Origin of the sequence: Diaminobutyricibacter sp. McL0608 (assembly GCF_039613825.1) — a bacterium.
GTDB lineage: Bacteria > Actinomycetota > Actinomycetes > Actinomycetales > Microbacteriaceae > Diaminobutyricibacter.
Genome location: NZ_CP154826.1, coordinates 2,690,110 through 2,705,906 on the forward strand (window position 1 = coordinate 2,690,110; position 15,797 = coordinate 2,705,906).

Sequence of the window (15,797 nt, forward strand, 5' to 3'; positions counted from 1 at the left end):
CAAGGGAGATGACAGGGTGGCACAGCAACCGACCATCAACGATGTCGCTCGTGCTGCCGGTGTCAGCAAGGGCCTTGTCTCGCTCGCACTCAACGACCGTGCCGGTGTGGCTCCCGGGACACGTGCACGTATCCTCGAAGCCGCCGAAGAACTGGGATGGCATCCCAACCCGAGCGCGCGCGGCCTCACCAGCAGGCGGGCATACGCACTCGGGCTCATCGTGCGACGCGATCCGAGCATCATCGAGGCCGACCCCTTCTTCTCGGCGTTCATCGCCGGTGTGGAGATCGTGCTCGCCGAACGCGGACAGGTGCTCGTACTGAGCGTCGTTCCCGACGTCGAGAGCGAGCTCAAGGCGTACACCCGCCTGGCTCGCGACAAGCGGGTCGACGGGTTCCTCATCACCGACCTGCTCGACAACGATCACCGCATCCGGCTCATCGAGCGGCTCGGTGTGCACGCGGTGACGCTCGGCGAGCCCAACATCGACACCACCTTCCCGGTGATCAGCCGCGATTACGACCGCGGCATCGCGGCGCTCACTGAACACCTCATCGCCCTCGGCCACACGCGCATCGCGCACGTCTCCGGTGACGAGCAGATGCTTCACGGACGACTTCGCCGCGATCAGTTCGTCCGCTCGATGGAGGCCGCCGGCCTGAAGTACCGCGTCATCCCGACCGACTTCTCGCCCGAGCAGGGAGCCGCGGCCACTGACACCCTCCTCGACTCGGCGGAACCGCCGACAGCGATCATCTTCGGCAACGACCCGATGGCCATCGCCGGCATGTCCGTCGCCCATCGCCGTGGCCTTCGCCTCCCCGACGACCTGTCGATCACCGGACTCGACGGGTCCCAGATCGGAAGCTACGTGTTCCCGGCGCTGACGACGCTCAAGAACGACCCGACCGAATGGGGACTCGCCGCGGCCGGCTCCCTGCTGCGCCTCATCGAAGAGGGAGAAGCAGACGACGTGGCCCTCCCGCCCGCAGAACTCGTGGTGCGCGCTTCGACGGCGCCACCCGCCCGCCCGTGAGCCGCATCCGACTCTCCGGGCACCGCACCAAAAGAGACAAAGGAAAGCACACAATGCAACGACGCAAACTCCTCTTAGGGATAGCCGCCGCGACCACTCTCGCATTCGGCCTCACCGCCTGCAGCGGCTCAGGCGGGTCCACGACGGATGCGATGAAGGCCAAGGGTCCCATCACGATCTGGTACTCCAACAACGCCCAGGAAGTGCAGTGGGGCAAGGCGATGGTCGCCTCCTGGAACTCCTCGCACCCCAAGGAGCAGATCAAAGCGCAGGAAGTACCTGCCGGTAAAAGCACCGAAGAAGTCATCGGTGCGGCCATCACCGCAGGCACCACCCCCTGCCTCGTCTTCAACAACCTCCCGGCAGCGACCGGGCAGTTCGAGAAGCAGGGCGGACTCGTCGACCTCTCGAAGTTCAGTGACGGCAACTCGTACATCGAGTCGCGCAGCGGAAGCGCCGCGGCCCAGTACAAGTCACCGGACGGCGACTACTTCCAGATGCCGTGGAAGTCGAACCCCGTCATGATCTTCTACAACAAGGAGATCTTCGCGAAGGCCGGACTCGGCGACAACCCCGACCTGTCCACGTATGACAAGTTCCTCGCCGCGGCGAAGAAGGTCACGTCGAGCGGCGCAGCCAAGTACGCGATCTACCCGGCTCCGACGAGCGAGTTCTTCCAGCCGAACTTCGACTTCCTCCCGCTCTACGCTGCCCAGACCGGCGGCAAGGGCATGATCGAGAACGGCAAGTCGACTCTCACGAGCCCCGAAGCCACCGAGGTCGCGAATTTCTGGAAGACGATCTACAGTGACGGCCTGGCCGGCAAGGAACAGTACCAGGGCGACCCGTTCGCCGACGGCAAGTCGGCAATGGCCATCGTCGGCCCGTGGGCGATCGCCTACTACGGCGACAAGATCAAGTGGGGTTCCGTTCCGGTGCCCACCAAGGACGGTGTCTCGGCTGACAAGACCTACACCTTCCCTGACGCCAAGAACATCGGGATGTACAGCTCGTGCAAGAACCAGGGCACTGCGTGGGATGTGCTGAAGTTCGCGACGAGCAAGGACCAGGACGGCAAACTGCTGAACGTGACCGGCCAGATGCCGATCCGCGATCAGCTGGCGACCACGTACGCTTCGTACTTCGCAGCGAACCCCGCTTACAAGGAGTTCGGCGCACAGGCGGCGCGCACAGTCGACGACCCGTCGGGTCCGAACACCATCGCGCAGATGCAGGCACTGCGTGACGCATACACGAAGTCCGTGATCAGCGGCAGCGGCACTGTCGAGGATGCCTTCAAGACGGCATCCGACAAGATCGACCAGCTGCAGTCGCAGAAGTAATTCCCATGGCCGACACCAGCACGACCCCGGCGGCCGGAGGGCTCACTGAGCCCCCCGCCGCCGGGCGGCCGGGGCGCGACTCCCGCCGTGCGAATAAACCCCTTCGTGTTCGCGTCTTCGGGCGCAACCCGATGGGATGGCTGTTCAGCGCCCCCTACCTGATCTTCATCATCGCGATCTTCGCGTACCCACTCGTGTTCGCGGTATACATGTCGTTCTTCGACTACTTCTTCTCCGCACCGGGTGCCGTCGTCGATCGTCCCTTCGTGGGCTTCGACAACTACATCCAGGTGTTCACCGACCCGGCGATGCTCCAGTCGTTCGCCAACGTCGGCATCTTCCTGATCATCAACGTTCCGCTGACCGTGGTGCTCTCCCTCGTGCTGGCCAGCGGCCTGAACAGCATCAAGCGCTTCCGCAGCTTCCTCCGGGTCAGCTACTACGTGCCGTATGTCACGGCGAGCGTGGCGATCATCGGGGTGTGGCTGTTCCTCTTCAGCGGGGACGGACTCGTCAACCACATCCTCGGCCCGCTGGCACCCAACCCGACGTGGTTCATCAACCCGGTCCTGGCGATGCCGTCGATCGCGATCTACGTCACGTGGAAGCAGCTCGGGTTCTACATCCTGCTCTATCTCGCCGCACTCCAGAACGTGCCGACGGAGCTGTACGAGTCGGCTTCGACAGACGGTGCCGGGCGCATCCGCTCGTTCTTCTCCGTCACCGTTCCCGGAGTCCGCTCGGCAACCGTGCTCGTCCTGCTTCTCTCGACCATCGTGGGAGCGAACCTCTTCACGGAGCCGTACCTTCTGACCGGCGGCGGCGGCCCGAACGGCGCCTCTGCGTCGCCCGTGCTCCTCATGTACCAGCAGGGCATCGAACAGGGACACCCGGGCTTCGCGGCCGCGATCGGCATCGTGCTGGTCATCGGGGTCCTCATCATCGCATTCCTGGAAAACCGATTCGCCGGAGGGCGGGACAAATGACCTCGATCAGACCTGCGGTGGGCACCACTCCCCCCGTACTGAAGAAGCCCAAGCGGCGCCGGCGGGACATCGGATCGGCGAGGCGCCTGACCCGGGGCCAGGCGATCCTGCAGGGCATCGTGCTGGCCATCGGTGCGATCGCGTTCCTGTTCCCCTTCTACTACATGCTCGTCGGCTCCTTCCAGGCGCAGCCTGACACGACCGTCGCCGGCGCCTTCCCCAACCCGGCGAACCTGACGATCAACAACTACGTGAACATCAATTCGCGCATCAGCCTGCTCAGCGGGCTCGTCAGCTCCGGGATCTTCACCGGTGGCGTGCTCCTATGCACGGTCGTGTTCGGGGTGCTCGCCGGCTACGCGCTGTCGATCCTCCGGTGGCGCGGGCGAGGGACGACCTTCGCACTGGCATTGCTCGTTCAGATCGTGCCGTTCCAGCTGACGATCATTCCGCTCTACGTGCTCATCGCGCGCAACTACGGTCTGGCCGACAACTACCTGGGGATGATCCTTCCGTTCGCGATCAACTCGACCGCGGTGCTGATCTTCCGGCAGTACTTCCTGCAGATACCGCAGGAACTCTTCGACGCCGCCCGGATCGACGGTGCTGGAGAGCTCGCGGTGCTGTGGCGGATCGCGCTTCCTCTGGTCAGGCCGGCGCTCGTCACGGTCATCCTGCTGACCTTCATCGGACCGTGGAACGAATTCCTCTGGCCGTTCCTGATCACCAAAGAGGCGAGCCTGCAGCCGCTCGCGGTGTCGCTGGCCAACTACATCAGTACCGTGGCGGCGTCCACCACGAACCCCTTCGGCTCCATCCTGGCCGGAGCGGTCGTGCTCGCGGCACCCGTCGTCATCCTGTTCATCGCGGGCCAGCGCTACTTCATCTCGACGGACCTCGGCTCGTCGGTCAAGGGCTAGGAGGCCCCCGTACACATGCAGCAAGTTGACATCGGCGCGCTCAGAGACAGCTACCAGGCTGCTCTGAAGCACAGCAACGCCATCACCGACGTGATCTCCACCGACCAGTTCTCCGCCGGCTACGACGAGCGGCCCGACTGGGCGATCGGGCCTTTCTCGCGCGACGAATCGATGACGTTCGAGCTGACCGGGCAATGGGACGACCCGACAGGGATCGATTGGACCAGCGACTCGATCTTCAACCCGACGATGATCGCGCGGGGAGATGAACTCCATCTTTTTTACCGGGCATCCCCACGCAAGGAGTCGACGGCCAGCAGAATCGGCCACGCCGTTCACCGACCGGGGATCGGCTGGACGGATGATCCGGCCAACCCGGTGATCTACCCGACCCTCGAGAACGAGGCTCTGGGCTGCGAGGACCCGAAGATCTACACGGTCGACGGCCGCTACGTGATGTTCTACAACGCCATCCGCTCCATCGCCGGTTCGCCCCATCCGGACACGATGCCGTCGCCTGACTTCCCGTTCGGCGACATCGGCTGCGACATCATGGTCGCGGTCTCGGACGACCTGGTCAGCTGGGAGAAGCGCGGGCTCGTGGTGCCGTACGACGTGTCGAAGCTGTGGGCGAAGGGCGCCGTCATCCCCCGAAACGGAGCGGGCGAGGCCGTGAAGATCGGTGGCGAGTACCTGATGTTCCTGTCCGAGGGATGCGGTGGCGTGCCGACGATCGGGCGATCCAGCGACCTGCTGGAGTGGCGTTTCGAGCGGCAGCCCTACCTCGACCTCGGCGAACTGGGCGGCTCGCTCTACGAAGTCGCCTGTGCCGTCGTCGGGGCGCACGCGGAGGACGACCTCGTGCTCGACTTCTTCTACAGCGACGCCGACGGTCAGTTCGCCGCGGCACAGGCCCACTATTCGACGGACGCCCCGTTCACCCAGCTCGCGCTCAACCACGGCGGCTCGCTGGCGTGGGGCGGCCTGCTGCAGATCGACGGCGACTGGGTCTTCGCCCAGGGCTGGGACGCCCCGAAGCACACCCGTGAAATGTACCTCTACCGATCAGTACCGACAGACCGATCAGTACCGACAGAAGGAACCGCAACCGCATGAGCACCCCAGACGAATTCCCCTACTTCCTCGAGCGGGTCGGAGTCGTGATGACCCCGGAAGAGGGCAATCCACTCGAGTCGGAGGGTGTGCTGAACCCGGCGAGCGGCCGCGGCCCCGACGGCGAGCTCTACCTGTTGCCGCGCCTGGTCGCCGACGGGAACGTGTCCCGTGTCGGACTGGCGAAGGTGAACATCGTCGACGGCGTCCCCGCGAGCGTCACACGCGAGGGCGTTGTGCTCGAACCGGAACGCGAATGGGAGGCGGGGGCGAACAACTCCGGCGTCGAGGACCCGCGCATCACGACCATCCCGGCACTGGGACTCCACGTCATGACCTACGTCGCGTTCGGTCCGCTCGGCCCGCGCACCGCGGTCGCCGTCTCCGACGACCTCCGAACCTGGCGGCGCCTCGGCCCGGTCACGTTCGAGTACAACGACGAGCTCGGAGTCGACCTCGGCCTCTACCACAACAAGGACACGGTGTTCTTTCCCGAACCGGTGATCGCCCCCGACGGTGTCGAGAGCCTCGCCGTTCTCCACCGCCCGGTCTGGGAACTCGGCGAGGTGCGCCCCGGAGAAGGCAACCGTCCCCCGAAGAGCCTCCCCGACCCGCGCCCCAGCATCTGGATCGCGTTCGTCCCGCTCGCCACGGTGCGCGAGGACATTCGCGAACTCGCGCGCTGGCGGGGAAACAGGTTCCTCGCCGGCCCCGAGTTCGACTTCGAAGAGCTCAAGATCGGCGGCGGGCCCGCTCCGCGCCGGGTTCCGGAAGGCTGGCTGCTGCTCCACCACGGTGTCACCGGCGTGATCGTCAACTCGATGGCCCAGCAGCAGAACGTCAACTATGCGGCCGCCGCGATGATCCTCGACGGCGACGAGCCGTGGCGGGTGATCGACCGCACCTCGGCCCCTCTGCTGTCGGCCGAGACCGCCGACGAGCGCTCCGGCACCGTTCCGAACGTCGTCTTCCCGACGGCCATCGAGACCGTCGACGGCGTCGACTTCGTCTTCTACGGAATGGCCGACTCGAAGATCGGGGTCGCTCGCCTCGAGCGTCGCGCGAGCTGAGGCGTCCCGACGACGACGAAAGGTGCGAGAAGTGGTCTATCGCCTGCCGCGATCTCCACTTCTCGCACCTTTCGCGTGCGCGGACTGCGTCGGTCAGCCGCGGTCAGCGGCGGCCCGCCCTCCGGCGGAACAGCCAGGCGCCCCAGACCGCTGAGCCGACCAGGATGAGCAGGCACCAGCCGACGGCCCACCAGGCGTGCCCGCCGATCGGGGTGCCCATCAGCAGCCCGCGGATGGTCTCGATGATGGGCGTGATCGGCTGATTGTCCGCGATCCACTGCAGCCACTCCGGCATCGTGTCGGTCGGCACGAAGGCGCTCGACAGGTACGGCAGGAAGAGCAGCACGAAACCGTACCCGCTCGCCGCTGCCGCGCTGCGGGCGGCGAGGCCGATGGATGCGTACAGCCAGGTGATGGCGAGGATGAACAGTGCGATGAGTCCGAGTGCCCCGAGCCATTCCGCAGGGCCGGCAGTCGGACGGAAGCCCACGAGAAGGGCCACGCCGATCACGACACCGGTGGCGAAGAGGTTGCGCAGCAGGCTGGCGATCACGTGCCCGACGATGACCCCGTCGCTCCGCAGCGGCATGGTGCGGAACCGGTCGATGATCCCGTTGCTCATGTCGTCGGCCACGTCGACCGCCGTGCTCGCCGAGCCGAAGCCCGCGCAGAGCAGGATGATGCCGGGCACCACATAGTTCACGTAGTCGCCGCCCGGGTCGATGGCACCGCCGAACACGTAGGTGAACATCAGCATCAGCATGATCGGAAGGATGATCGCCATGCTGAGCACTTCGATGTTGCGCAGCGTGTGACGGATGCTGCGGCCGATGAAGACGAATGTGCTGGTCGTTGCCGGGACGGCACGGTCGACGGTCGCCGACAGGCCGGTCGTGGCTGCCGATCGAGGCGGCAGGAGTGTGGTGGACATCAGGCCGTGACCTCCAGTTGGTGTTCGCGATGGGTATCGGACGCGGTGAGTGCGAGGAAGACGTCGTCGAGGGTCGGTTTGCGGATGCTGACGTGCGTATCCGGAAGTCGCTCGGCGTCGAGTTCGTCGATCGCCCGGCGGAGGTCGTGGATGCTTCCGTCGGTGGGCAGCTCGTGGAGCACCGTGTCGTCGGGTCCGCGGAGCTCGACGACATCGCCGCCGATCCGCGCCTTCAGCTCGCCCGGCGTGCCTTCGGCGACGACGCCGCCGCCGTCGATGAGCGCGATCCGGTCCGCGAGGAGGTCCGCTTCGTCGAGGTACTGCGTCGTCAGGAGGATCGTGATCCCCTGGGCGGCGAGGCCGAGGATGGTGTCCCACAGCGTCTGACGACTGCGGGCATCGAGGCCGGTGGTCGGCTCGTCGAGGAAGATGACCGGCGGTGTCGCGACCAGGCTGATGGCGAGGTCGAGGCGTCGGCGCATCCCGCCGGAGTACGTCTTCACGCGCCTGCGGGCTGCTTCGCCGAGTTCGAACCGTTCGATGAGCTCCTGTGCGCGCCTCCGCGCATCCGTCGCCGTGTAGCCGGAGAGCCGTGCCATCATCCGCAGGTTCTCCTCTCCGGTGAGCACTTCGTCGACGGCCGCCGACTGCCCGGTGAGGCTGATGGCCGCGCGAACGCCGTTCGGATCAGTGACGACGTCGTGGCCGGCGACGACCGCCGTGCCGCCGTCGGGTGCGACGAGCGTGGACAGGATGTTGATGAGCGTCGTCTTGCCCGCTCCGTTCGGCCCGAGGAGGGCGAAGACGGTGCCGGCCGGCACGCTGAGGTCGATGCCCTGGAGCACGCGCTGGGCGCCGAAGGACTTTCGAAGTCCCTGCACCTCGATCGCGGGGGTGGCCATGTCGTTCTCCTTTCTGCGTATGACGCAAACTGTTTACGTCGCACACTGTTTTGTTTAAGTAATACACAGTTCTAGGATGGGTGTCAACGACCACACCGGAAGGCGGCGACAATGGCCGACGCAGTCGAAGACGCGCTCCCCCGCGCCGTCGCACTGAGCTGGGGCGTCGCCGAACGGCCGCAGCGCGGCCCCAAGCGCGAACTCAGCATCGAGCGCATCGTCGACGCGGCGATCGAGATCGCCGACGCGGAAGGCCTGAGCGCCGTCTCGATGAGCCGGGTCGCCGCATCCCTCGGCTTCACCACGATGTCGCTCTACCGCTACCTGACCAGCAAAGACGACCTGCTGCTGCTCATGCAGGAGGCCGTGTGCGCCGTGCCGATCCCGTCCGAGGACGACGACAGCGACTGGCGGCAGGGGATGCGCGACTGGGTAGCCGTGTCGATGGGCGTCATCAGCGCGCATCCGTGGTTCGTCGACATCCCCATCTCCGGCATTCCGATGACGCCCAACAACCTCGCGGTGCTCGACTGGGGCCTGCGGATCATGAAAGACCTGCCACTGAGCGACCTCGAGAAGATGTCGACAGCGCTGCTGCTCGCGTCGTACTCGCGCGCTTTCGGAATCGTCGAACGCGACGTCGCCCGGGCCGCCGAGCAGAACGGCGCAGACTCCGTCACCGGCGAAGCGTTCGCCGGCGCGCTCGCAGAACTCGTCACGCCCGAACGGTTCCCTTACCTCGGCCCGCTCGTCACGTCAGGCGCATACACTGCACCGCCAGGCGAAGACGGACAGGACGACTTCGCCTTCGGGCTGGAACGCATCCTCGACGGCATCGAGAAGTATGTGGACGCCCGCAACGCCGGCGAACCCGTCGCAGTCGCGCCGCAACGCCCGGAGCCGGTGCCGAACGACAAGGCCGTGCGCGAGGCGGCCAAGGCGCGGCGCGAAGCCGAAGTGCGACTGCGGGATGCACGCAAGCGCGAACGCGACGTCATCGCCAAGGCACGCGAGCGCGCGGCGAAAGAGGCGGCGAAGCGCGCCTGACCCGGCCGCGTCGACCGCGCTGGCCGCGCTGGCCCCGCGAAAAGTGCCGGAAGTGGACTCAGGGTGCGCGGAACACCACTTCTCGCACCTTTCGTCGCCGACGCGGCGGCGAGGTCAGCGAACGGCCGTGGTCGCGCGGTCGCGCGTCGTCAGATCGCGGTGCGTCGCCGGACCGCGCCAGCCATCCGCCGCGAGCAGGGCGCGGATCTCCGCACCCTGAAGTTCGCCGTGCTCGATCACTAGTGTTCCGCCGGGCCGCAGCAGGCGCTGGGCCGTCCGCGACACCGCGCGCACCACATCCAGGCCGTCCGCACCGCCGTACAACGCGTGCTCCGGGTCGAACAATCGCACCTCGGGGTCGCGCGGGATGGCGTCGGCCGGGATGTACGGCGGGTTCGAGATCACGACGTCCACGATTCCGTCGAGCTCCGGAAGCGCCTCCGCGAGGTCGGCGAAGACCACGCGCGCGTTCGCGGCTCCGGACTCGTCGACGTTGCGCTTCGCCCAGATGAACGCCTCGGGCGAATTCTCGACCGCGACGATCCGCGCGTGGGGCACCTCGGTGGCCATGGCGAGAGCGATCGCGCCGCTTCCGGTGCCCAGGTCGACGCCGACCGGCTCAGGCGAAGCGACAGCCCGCAGCGCGTCGATCGCGAACTGGACGACCTGTTCGGTCTCCGGGCGCGGGACGAAGACACCCGGACCCACGGCCAGTTCGAGTGACCGGAACGGCGCACGGCCGGTGATGTGCTGGAGTGGTTCACGTGCGGCACGGCGGTCTGCGAGGCCGAGGACGGCATCCCGGATGCTCGGATCGGCCACAGAATCCATGGCGACCAGCGCCTGGACCCTGCCCCGCCCCTCGCCGATGACATGGCCGATCAGGAGCTCTGCGTCGACCGCCGGATCCGGCACTCCGGCACGTTCGAGGAGGGACGCGACCTGGTCGCGCAAAGACCGGAACGTGGTCGGATCTGGTTCGGGAGCACTCGTCATCGCCCGTCGAGCTTATCTTCTGCCCGGATCCGCCCATCACACTCCGTCATACAAGCCCCGTGGGAAGGGCAGATGATTAGGCTGGTGGCGCCCACGATTCACCCGTCTTTCACAAGGAAGAGAGTCATGTCCGGTCACATCTACGCCAACGTCGCCGAAACGGTCGGAAACACCCCGCTGGTCCGGCTCAACCGCATCACCGACGGGGCAGAGGCCACCGTGCTCGTGAAGCTCGAGTTCGCCAACCCGGCCTCGAGCGTCAAAGACCGGATCGGGGTGTCGATCATCGATGCCGCCGAAGCCTCCGGCGAGCTGAAGCCCGGCGGCACGATCGTCGAAGGAACCAGCGGCAACACAGGCATCGCACTCGCGATGGTCGGCGCCGCACGCGGCTACAAGGTGATCCTCACCATGCCGGAGACCATGAGCAAGGAACGGCGCGTGCTCCTTCGCGCGTTCGGCGCGGACATCGTGCTCACGCCCGGTCCCGATGGGATGCGCGGAGCAGTCGAAAAAGCCCAGGAGATCGTCTCGAACACCGAGAACGCGATCTGGGCGAAGCAGTTCGCCAATGAAGCCAACCCGGCCATCCACCGCGCGACGACCGCCGAGGAGATCTGGGCGGACACCGACGGCGGCGTCGACATCTTCGTCTCCGGAATCGGCACCGGCGGCACCATCACCGGGGTCGGGCAGGTTCTGAAGGAGCGGAAGCCCGGCGTGAAGATCGTGGCCGTCGAGCCGATCGACTCCCCCATCCTGTCGGGCGGAAAGCCCGGACCGCACAAGATCCAGGGCATCGGTGCGAACTTCGTGCCTGAGATCCTCGACACGACCGTCTACGACGAAGTGGTCGACGTCACGTTCGACGACTCGATCGCGGTGGCGAAGCGTCTGGCCGCTGAAGAGGGCATCCTCGCCGGCATCTCGTCAGGCGCGATCGTCTGGGCGGCGCTCGAACAGGCGAAGCGTCCCGAGAACGCAGGCAAGACGATCGTCGCGATCGTGGCAGACACCGGAGAGCGGTACATCTCGACTGCCCTCTGGGCAGACCTGGTCGACTAGCGCGAATGTCCGTTCTGTCCCGCGTGCGCGAAGACATCGCCAATGCGCGCCGCCACGACCCGGCGGCCCGTAGCGGTGCCGAGATCTTCGTCGTGTATTCGGGACTTCACGCCATCTGGTCCTACCGGCTGGCACATCGCCTCTGGCTGGCGCGCGCACGCACCGTTGCCCGCATCGTCTCGCAGTTCACCCGCTTTCTCACCGGGATCGAGATCCATCCCGGCGCGACGATCGGCCGCCGGTTCTTCATCGACCACGGAATGGGCGTCGTCATCGGCGAGACCGCCGAGATCGGCGACGACGTGATGCTCTATCACGGTGTGACGCTGGGCGGGAAGGGTCGCGGCCACGGCAAACGGCACCCGACCATCGGGGATGGCGTGACGATCGGCGCGGGCGCGAAGGTGCTGGGCGCGATCACGATCGGCGCGCACAGTGTCGTCGGGGCGAACGCCGTCGTCGTACACGACGCTCCCCCGAGCTCACTGCTTGTCGGCGTGCCGGCGACGTCGCGACCGCGGACCGGCACCGAGCAGATCCCCGGTGACACCTGGATCGACCCCGGCATCTACATCTGACCCGCGCCCACGAGCCCCTGCCCAGGGCCGCCTAGAGCGTCGAGCACAGGAAAAGGCACCTCAATCGTCAGATTTGAGGTGCCTTTTCCTGTGCTCGAGCGTCTGGGCCGGGATCAGGCGTCGGCGCCGATGTCGGCGAGGCGGGACTCCTCGTCGGCCGTGATGCACGACTCGATCACCGGGTCGAGGGCACCGTTCATGACGGCGTCGAGGTTGTACGCCTTGTAGCCGGTGCGGTGGTCGGCGATCCGGTTCTCGGGGAAGTTGTAGGTGCGGATGCGCTCCGAGCGATCCATCGTGCGGATCTGGCTCTTGCGCACTGCCGAGGCAGCAGCGTCGATCTCTTCCTGCTGGCGGGCGAGCACGCGGGCACGCAGCACGCGCATCCCGGCTTCGCGGTTCTGCAGCTGACTCTTCTCGTTCTGCATCGCCACGACGATGCCGGTCGGAAGGTGGGTGATGCGCACTGCCGAGTCGGTGGTGTTCACCGACTGGCCGCCGGGACCGCTCGACCGGTACACATCGATCTTCAGGTCGTTGGGGCTGATCTCGACCTCTTCGGGCTCGTCGACTTCGGGGAACACGAGGACGCCGGCGGCGGAGGTGTGGATGCGGCCCTGCGACTCGGTCGCGGGAACGCGCTGCACACGGTGCACGCCACCCTCGTATTTGAGGTGCGCCCACACGCCCTGGGCCGGGTCGCTCGAGTTGCCCTTGATGGCGAGCTGAACGTCTTTGATGCCGCCAAGGTCGCTCGAGGTCTGCTCGAGGATCTCGGTCTTCCACTTCTTCGACTCGGCGTAGTGCAGGTACATGCGCAGCAGGTCGGCGGCGAAGAGGGCGGACTCCGCGCCACCCTCGCCCATCTTGATCTCCATGATCACGTCGCGGCCGTCGTTCTCGTCACGCGGGATGAGGAGGCGCCGGAGCTTCTCGGTCGAGTCTTCGAGCTGCTCTTCGAGCCCGGGGATCTCTTCGGCGAACGTCTCATCTTCAGCGGCGAGCTCGCGCGCGGCGGCAAGGTCGTCTTCGAGCTGCTTCCACTGGTGGTACGCGGCGACGATCCGGCTGAGCTCGGCGTAGCGGCGGTTCACGCGCTTGGAGCGCACCGGGTCGCTGTGCAGGTCGGGGTCGGCGAGCTGCTCCTGCAGGTCGTCATGCTCTGCGAGCAGACTGGTGACCGACTCGAACATCTCTTCTTCTCCCTCGGCAGCGTGGCGCTGCCTTCATTCTTCTCGTGGTGCACGTCTCGCACCAATGGAAAAGTGCCCGCCCGGTCGACTCAGGGTCGAACCGGGCGGGCACTTGCATAGTTAGCGGTGGTCGTGCTCGTTGGAGTGCGAGTGCGCCGTTCCGTGGGTGTTCGCCGGGGCCGCGGGCATCGACTTCTGGACCTGCATCAGGAATTCCACGTTGCTCGTGGTCTCCTTGAGGCGGCCGAGGACGATCTCGAGGGCCTGCTGCTGGTCGAGGCCGGCGAGTGCGCGGCGCAGCTTCCAGGTGATCTTGACCTCGTCGGCGCCCATGAGCATCTCTTCACGACGCGTGCCCGAGGCGTTCACATCGACCGCGGGGAAGATGCGCTTGTCGGCCAGCTGGCGCGACAGGCGGAGCTCCATGTTGCCCGTGCCCTTGAACTCCTCGAAGATGACCTCGTCCATCTTGGACCCGGTCTCGACGAGCGCAGAAGCGAGGATCGTGAGCGATCCGCCGTGCTCGATGTTGCGAGCGGCTCCGAAGAAGCGCTTCGGCGGGTAGAGAGCGGATGCGTCGACACCGCCCGACAGGATGCGACCCGACGCCGGGGCGGCCAGGTTGTAGGCGCGGCCGAGGCGAGTGATCGAGTCGAGCAGCACGACCACGTCGTGGCCGAGCTCCACCAGACGCTTCGCGCGCTCGATGGCGAGCTCGGCGACCGTGGTGTGGTCTTCTGCGGGACGGTCGAAGGTGGAGGCGATGACCTCACCCTTGACGGTGCGCTGCATGTCGGTGACTTCTTCAGGACGCTCGTCGACCAGGACCACCATGAGGTGGACCTCAGGGTTGTTCGTGGTGATCGCGTTCGCGATCTGCTGCATGACGATCGTCTTGCCGGCCTTCGGCGGCGCGACGATGAGGCCGCGCTGGCCCTTGCCGATCGGAGCGACGAGGTCGATGATGCGCTGCGTCAGCTTGCCCGGCTCCGTCTCGAGCCGCAGACGCTCCTGCGGGTAGAGCGGCGTCAGCTTGCCGAACTCGACGCGGTTCTCGGCCTCTTCGACGGTCTGGCCGTTGATCGAGTCGACCTTGACGATCGCGTTGTACTTCTGGCGGCCGTTGTTCTCACCCTCGCGCGGCTGGCGGATGGCGCCGACGACGGCGTCTCCCTTGCGCAGGTTGTACTTCTTGACCTGGCCGAGCGAGACGTAGACGTCGCTCGAACCGGGGAGGTAGCCGGAGGTCCGTACGAACGCGTAGTTGTCGAGCACGTCCAGGATGCCGGCGACAGGGATGAGGACGTCGTCTTCCGAGATCTCGGGATCGAGGTCGTCGGTCGCGCCCTGGCCGCGACGCTTGCGGTCACGGTAACGGCTGCGGCTGCTGCGCTCACCATCGACCTGAAGCTGGCCGGCAGGCCCGTTCTGGTTCTGGTTGTTGCGGTCGCCCTGGTTGCGGTCAGCCTGGTTGCGGTCACCCTGGTTACGGTCACCCTGGCTACGGTCACCCTGGTTACGGTCACCCTGGTTACGGTCACCCTGGCTACGGTCGCCCTGCGACTCGCCGCCCTGATTCTGACCGCCCTGATTCTGACCGCCCTGGTTCTGGCCGCCCTGGTTCTGGCCGCTGCGGTTGCGGTTGCGGTTACGGCTGCGACCCTGGCGGGGCTGCTCGGCACCGTCGGCCTGCACGGAGTCGCCCGCTTCGCCCTGCTCGCCCTGGACAGCCTCGGCGCCGGACTCGGCGTCCGCGTCCTGAGCTGCGGCACGATCGGTGCGCTCGGCACCAGGATTGTCGCGCTGGCCGCGGCGGTTGTTGCGCTGCCCGCCTTCCCGAGCACCGTCCTGCGCTGCCGCAGCCTGGTCGCCCGAGGGCTCTTCGGCACGGTCGCGCTCTGCAGCGGCGGCCTGGGCACGGTCGAGAAGGGCGTCGACGGCGGGGATGAGGGACTCGACTCCGGTCGCGCCGGAGTTGACATGCGCACCGGCCGAGACACCCGCGAGGGCATCGGCGCTCGTCGCACGACGGGGCGCACGCTTGCGAGGCGCGGTGGGCGCATCCGTGGCCACGTCGGCTGCCGCGCTGGTCGACGGCTCGGCGATGAGCGGCTCGATCAGCACCTGCGACGCGGCACGTGCGGGTTCGGTCTCTGACTCCGCAGGCTCGGTCACGACAGCGGCATCGGCCGCCCCGTCACCTTCGCCCTGGTTCTGGATCTCGGAGATGGCATCCACGAGTTCTCCCTTACGAAGCTTGTTGGCTCCCTGAATACCCAACTGGGCGGCGAGAGCCTGGAGCTCCACCACTTTGAGAGTCGTCAGTTTGCTCTTTTCCACACCCGGGGCGTGGAGATTGACATCAGTCACTAAGAGGATTCCTTTCCTCCGACGAGCGTTTTTCGCTTGCGTCCGGAGCGCGTGTCACGTGAACTGCCTTTTCACGCGGTGTGTTCTGATCCACACGGCGTCGGTACTCGGTGCTAGAGGCCCGGGTACACAGGCAGGAGTAACAGCTTGATTGCTAGAAAATCACCCGAAGACCAGATTCGCTCGTTACGCGGTTTCTCCCGGGTGCTGCCAGAAGTCTAACACCTCTGACCTTGGTGAATATTCC

General features: G+C 66.5%; 14 protein-coding genes. 9 read left to right on the top strand and 5 right to left on the bottom strand.

Translation table 11 applies throughout. The features are described from left to right. Positions 1-16: 16 nt before the first annotated feature. From AAYO93_RS12760 to AAYO93_RS12785, 6 genes are read left to right on the top strand one after another with little or no spacing between them, the layout of a single operon-like run. On the top strand, positions 17-1,036 hold the full coding sequence (locus AAYO93_RS12760; RefSeq protein ID WP_345761558.1) for a LacI family DNA-binding transcriptional regulator: 1,020 nt from the start codon (positions 17-19) through the stop codon (positions 1,034-1,036). Between the two features lie 53 nt (positions 1,037-1,089). Then, positions 1,090-2,379, top strand: a complete 1,290-nt coding sequence (locus tag AAYO93_RS12765; RefSeq protein WP_345761559.1) for an ABC transporter substrate-binding protein — start codon at positions 1,090-1,092, stop codon at positions 2,377-2,379. Positions 2,380-2,384: 5 nt separating this feature from the next. Then, complete coding sequence (locus tag AAYO93_RS12770; RefSeq protein ID WP_345761560.1) at positions 2,385-3,365, top strand: carbohydrate ABC transporter permease; 981 nt, start codon at positions 2,385-2,387, stop codon at positions 3,363-3,365. Beyond that, the gene (locus AAYO93_RS12775) at positions 3,362-4,285 is read left to right on the top strand and encodes a carbohydrate ABC transporter permease (RefSeq protein WP_345761561.1); all 924 of its coding nucleotides are present in this window, start codon (positions 3,362-3,364) and stop codon (positions 4,283-4,285) included. The genes AAYO93_RS12770 and AAYO93_RS12775 overlap by 4 nt, the downstream gene beginning before the upstream one ends. 15 nt (positions 4,286-4,300) lie before the next feature. Next, the gene (locus AAYO93_RS12780) at positions 4,301-5,401 is read left to right on the top strand and encodes a hypothetical protein (RefSeq protein WP_345761562.1); all 1,101 of its coding nucleotides are present in this window, start codon (positions 4,301-4,303) and stop codon (positions 5,399-5,401) included. Next, positions 5,398-6,468, top strand: a complete 1,071-nt coding sequence (locus AAYO93_RS12785) for a glycoside hydrolase family 130 protein (protein ID WP_345761563.1) — start codon at positions 5,398-5,400, stop codon at positions 6,466-6,468. The genes AAYO93_RS12780 and AAYO93_RS12785 overlap by 4 nt, the downstream gene beginning before the upstream one ends. Positions 6,469-6,571: 103 nt before the next feature. Here the strand turns inward: AAYO93_RS12785 and AAYO93_RS12790 are convergent, their stop codons facing one another. Then, positions 6,572-7,399, bottom strand: a complete 828-nt coding sequence (locus tag AAYO93_RS12790; protein WP_345761564.1) for an ABC transporter permease — start codon at positions 7,397-7,399, stop codon at positions 6,572-6,574. Continuing rightward, positions 7,399-8,301 carry an ATP-binding cassette domain-containing protein gene (locus tag AAYO93_RS12795; protein WP_345761565.1) on the bottom strand — a complete coding sequence of 301 codons (903 nt, stop codon included), beginning with the start codon at positions 8,299-8,301 and terminating at the stop codon, positions 7,399-7,401. Before AAYO93_RS12795 ends, AAYO93_RS12790 begins: the two co-directional genes overlap by 1 nt. Positions 8,302-8,412: 111 nt before the next feature. Here AAYO93_RS12795 and AAYO93_RS12800 point away from each other — a divergent pair, with 111 nt between their 5' ends. Next, positions 8,413-9,348: a TetR/AcrR family transcriptional regulator gene (locus tag AAYO93_RS12800; RefSeq protein ID WP_345761566.1), complete on the top strand. Its 936-nt coding sequence runs from the start codon at positions 8,413-8,415 to the stop codon at positions 9,346-9,348. 114 nt (positions 9,349-9,462) lie between these two features. Here AAYO93_RS12800 and prmC read toward each other — a convergent pair whose 3' ends face one another. After that, the gene (prmC, locus tag AAYO93_RS12805; protein WP_345761567.1) at positions 9,463-10,344 is read right to left on the bottom strand and encodes a peptide chain release factor N(5)-glutamine methyltransferase; all 882 of its coding nucleotides are present in this window, start codon (positions 10,342-10,344) and stop codon (positions 9,463-9,465) included. Positions 10,345-10,470: 126 nt separating this feature from the next. Between prmC and cysK the strand changes: the two genes are divergently transcribed. Together cysK and epsC are read left to right on the top strand one after the other, a co-directional pair. Then, on the top strand, positions 10,471-11,409 hold the full coding sequence (cysK, locus tag AAYO93_RS12810) for a cysteine synthase A (RefSeq protein ID WP_345761568.1): 939 nt from the start codon (positions 10,471-10,473) through the stop codon (positions 11,407-11,409). 5 nt (positions 11,410-11,414) lie between these two features. After that, positions 11,415-11,987 (top strand): serine O-acetyltransferase EpsC, encoded by a 573-nt coding sequence (gene epsC, locus AAYO93_RS12815; RefSeq protein WP_345761569.1) that lies wholly within the window; start codon positions 11,415-11,417, stop codon positions 11,985-11,987. A gap of 113 nt (positions 11,988-12,100) precedes the next feature. Here the strand turns inward: epsC and prfA are convergent, their stop codons facing one another. Together prfA and rho are read right to left on the bottom strand one after the other, a co-directional pair. Continuing rightward, the gene (prfA, locus tag AAYO93_RS12820; protein ID WP_345761570.1) at positions 12,101-13,180 is read right to left on the bottom strand and encodes a peptide chain release factor 1; all 1,080 of its coding nucleotides are present in this window, start codon (positions 13,178-13,180) and stop codon (positions 12,101-12,103) included. 120 nt (positions 13,181-13,300) lie between these two features. Continuing rightward, entirely contained in the window at positions 13,301-15,550 is a 2,250-nt protein-coding gene (gene rho / locus AAYO93_RS12825) for a transcription termination factor Rho (protein ID WP_345761571.1), read from the bottom strand. Between the last annotated feature and the right edge of the window lie 247 nt (positions 15,551-15,797).

Bases quoted from the DNA above. Each gene is read 5' to 3' on its own strand.
- AAYO93_RS12765 (WP_345761559.1), top strand. From the start codon at position 1,090: ATGCAACGACGCAAACTCCTCTTAGGGATAGCCGCCGCGACCACTCTC.
- AAYO93_RS12770 (WP_345761560.1), top strand. From the start codon at position 2,385: ATGGCCGACACCAGCACGACCCCGGCGGCCGGAGGGCTCACTGAGCCC.
- AAYO93_RS12775 (WP_345761561.1), top strand. From the start codon at position 3,362: ATGACCTCGATCAGACCTGCGGTGGGCACCACTCCCCCCGTACTGAAG.
- AAYO93_RS12780 (WP_345761562.1), top strand. From the start codon at position 4,301: ATGCAGCAAGTTGACATCGGCGCGCTCAGAGACAGCTACCAGGCTGCT.
- AAYO93_RS12785 (WP_345761563.1), top strand. From the start codon at position 5,398: ATGAGCACCCCAGACGAATTCCCCTACTTCCTCGAGCGGGTCGGAGTC.
- AAYO93_RS12790 (WP_345761564.1), bottom strand. From the start codon at position 7,399: ATGTCCACCACACTCCTGCCGCCTCGATCGGCAGCCACGACCGGCCTG.
- AAYO93_RS12795 (WP_345761565.1), bottom strand. From the start codon at position 8,301: ATGGCCACCCCCGCGATCGAGGTGCAGGGACTTCGAAAGTCCTTCGGC.
- AAYO93_RS12800 (WP_345761566.1), top strand. From the start codon at position 8,413: ATGGCCGACGCAGTCGAAGACGCGCTCCCCCGCGCCGTCGCACTGAGC.
- prmC (WP_345761567.1), bottom strand. From the start codon at position 10,344: ATGACGAGTGCTCCCGAACCAGATCCGACCACGTTCCGGTCTTTGCGC.
- cysK (WP_345761568.1), top strand. From the start codon at position 10,471: ATGTCCGGTCACATCTACGCCAACGTCGCCGAAACGGTCGGAAACACC.
- epsC (WP_345761569.1), top strand. From the start codon at position 11,415: ATGTCCGTTCTGTCCCGCGTGCGCGAAGACATCGCCAATGCGCGCCGC.
- prfA (WP_345761570.1), bottom strand. From the start codon at position 13,180: ATGTTCGAGTCGGTCACCAGTCTGCTCGCAGAGCATGACGACCTGCAG.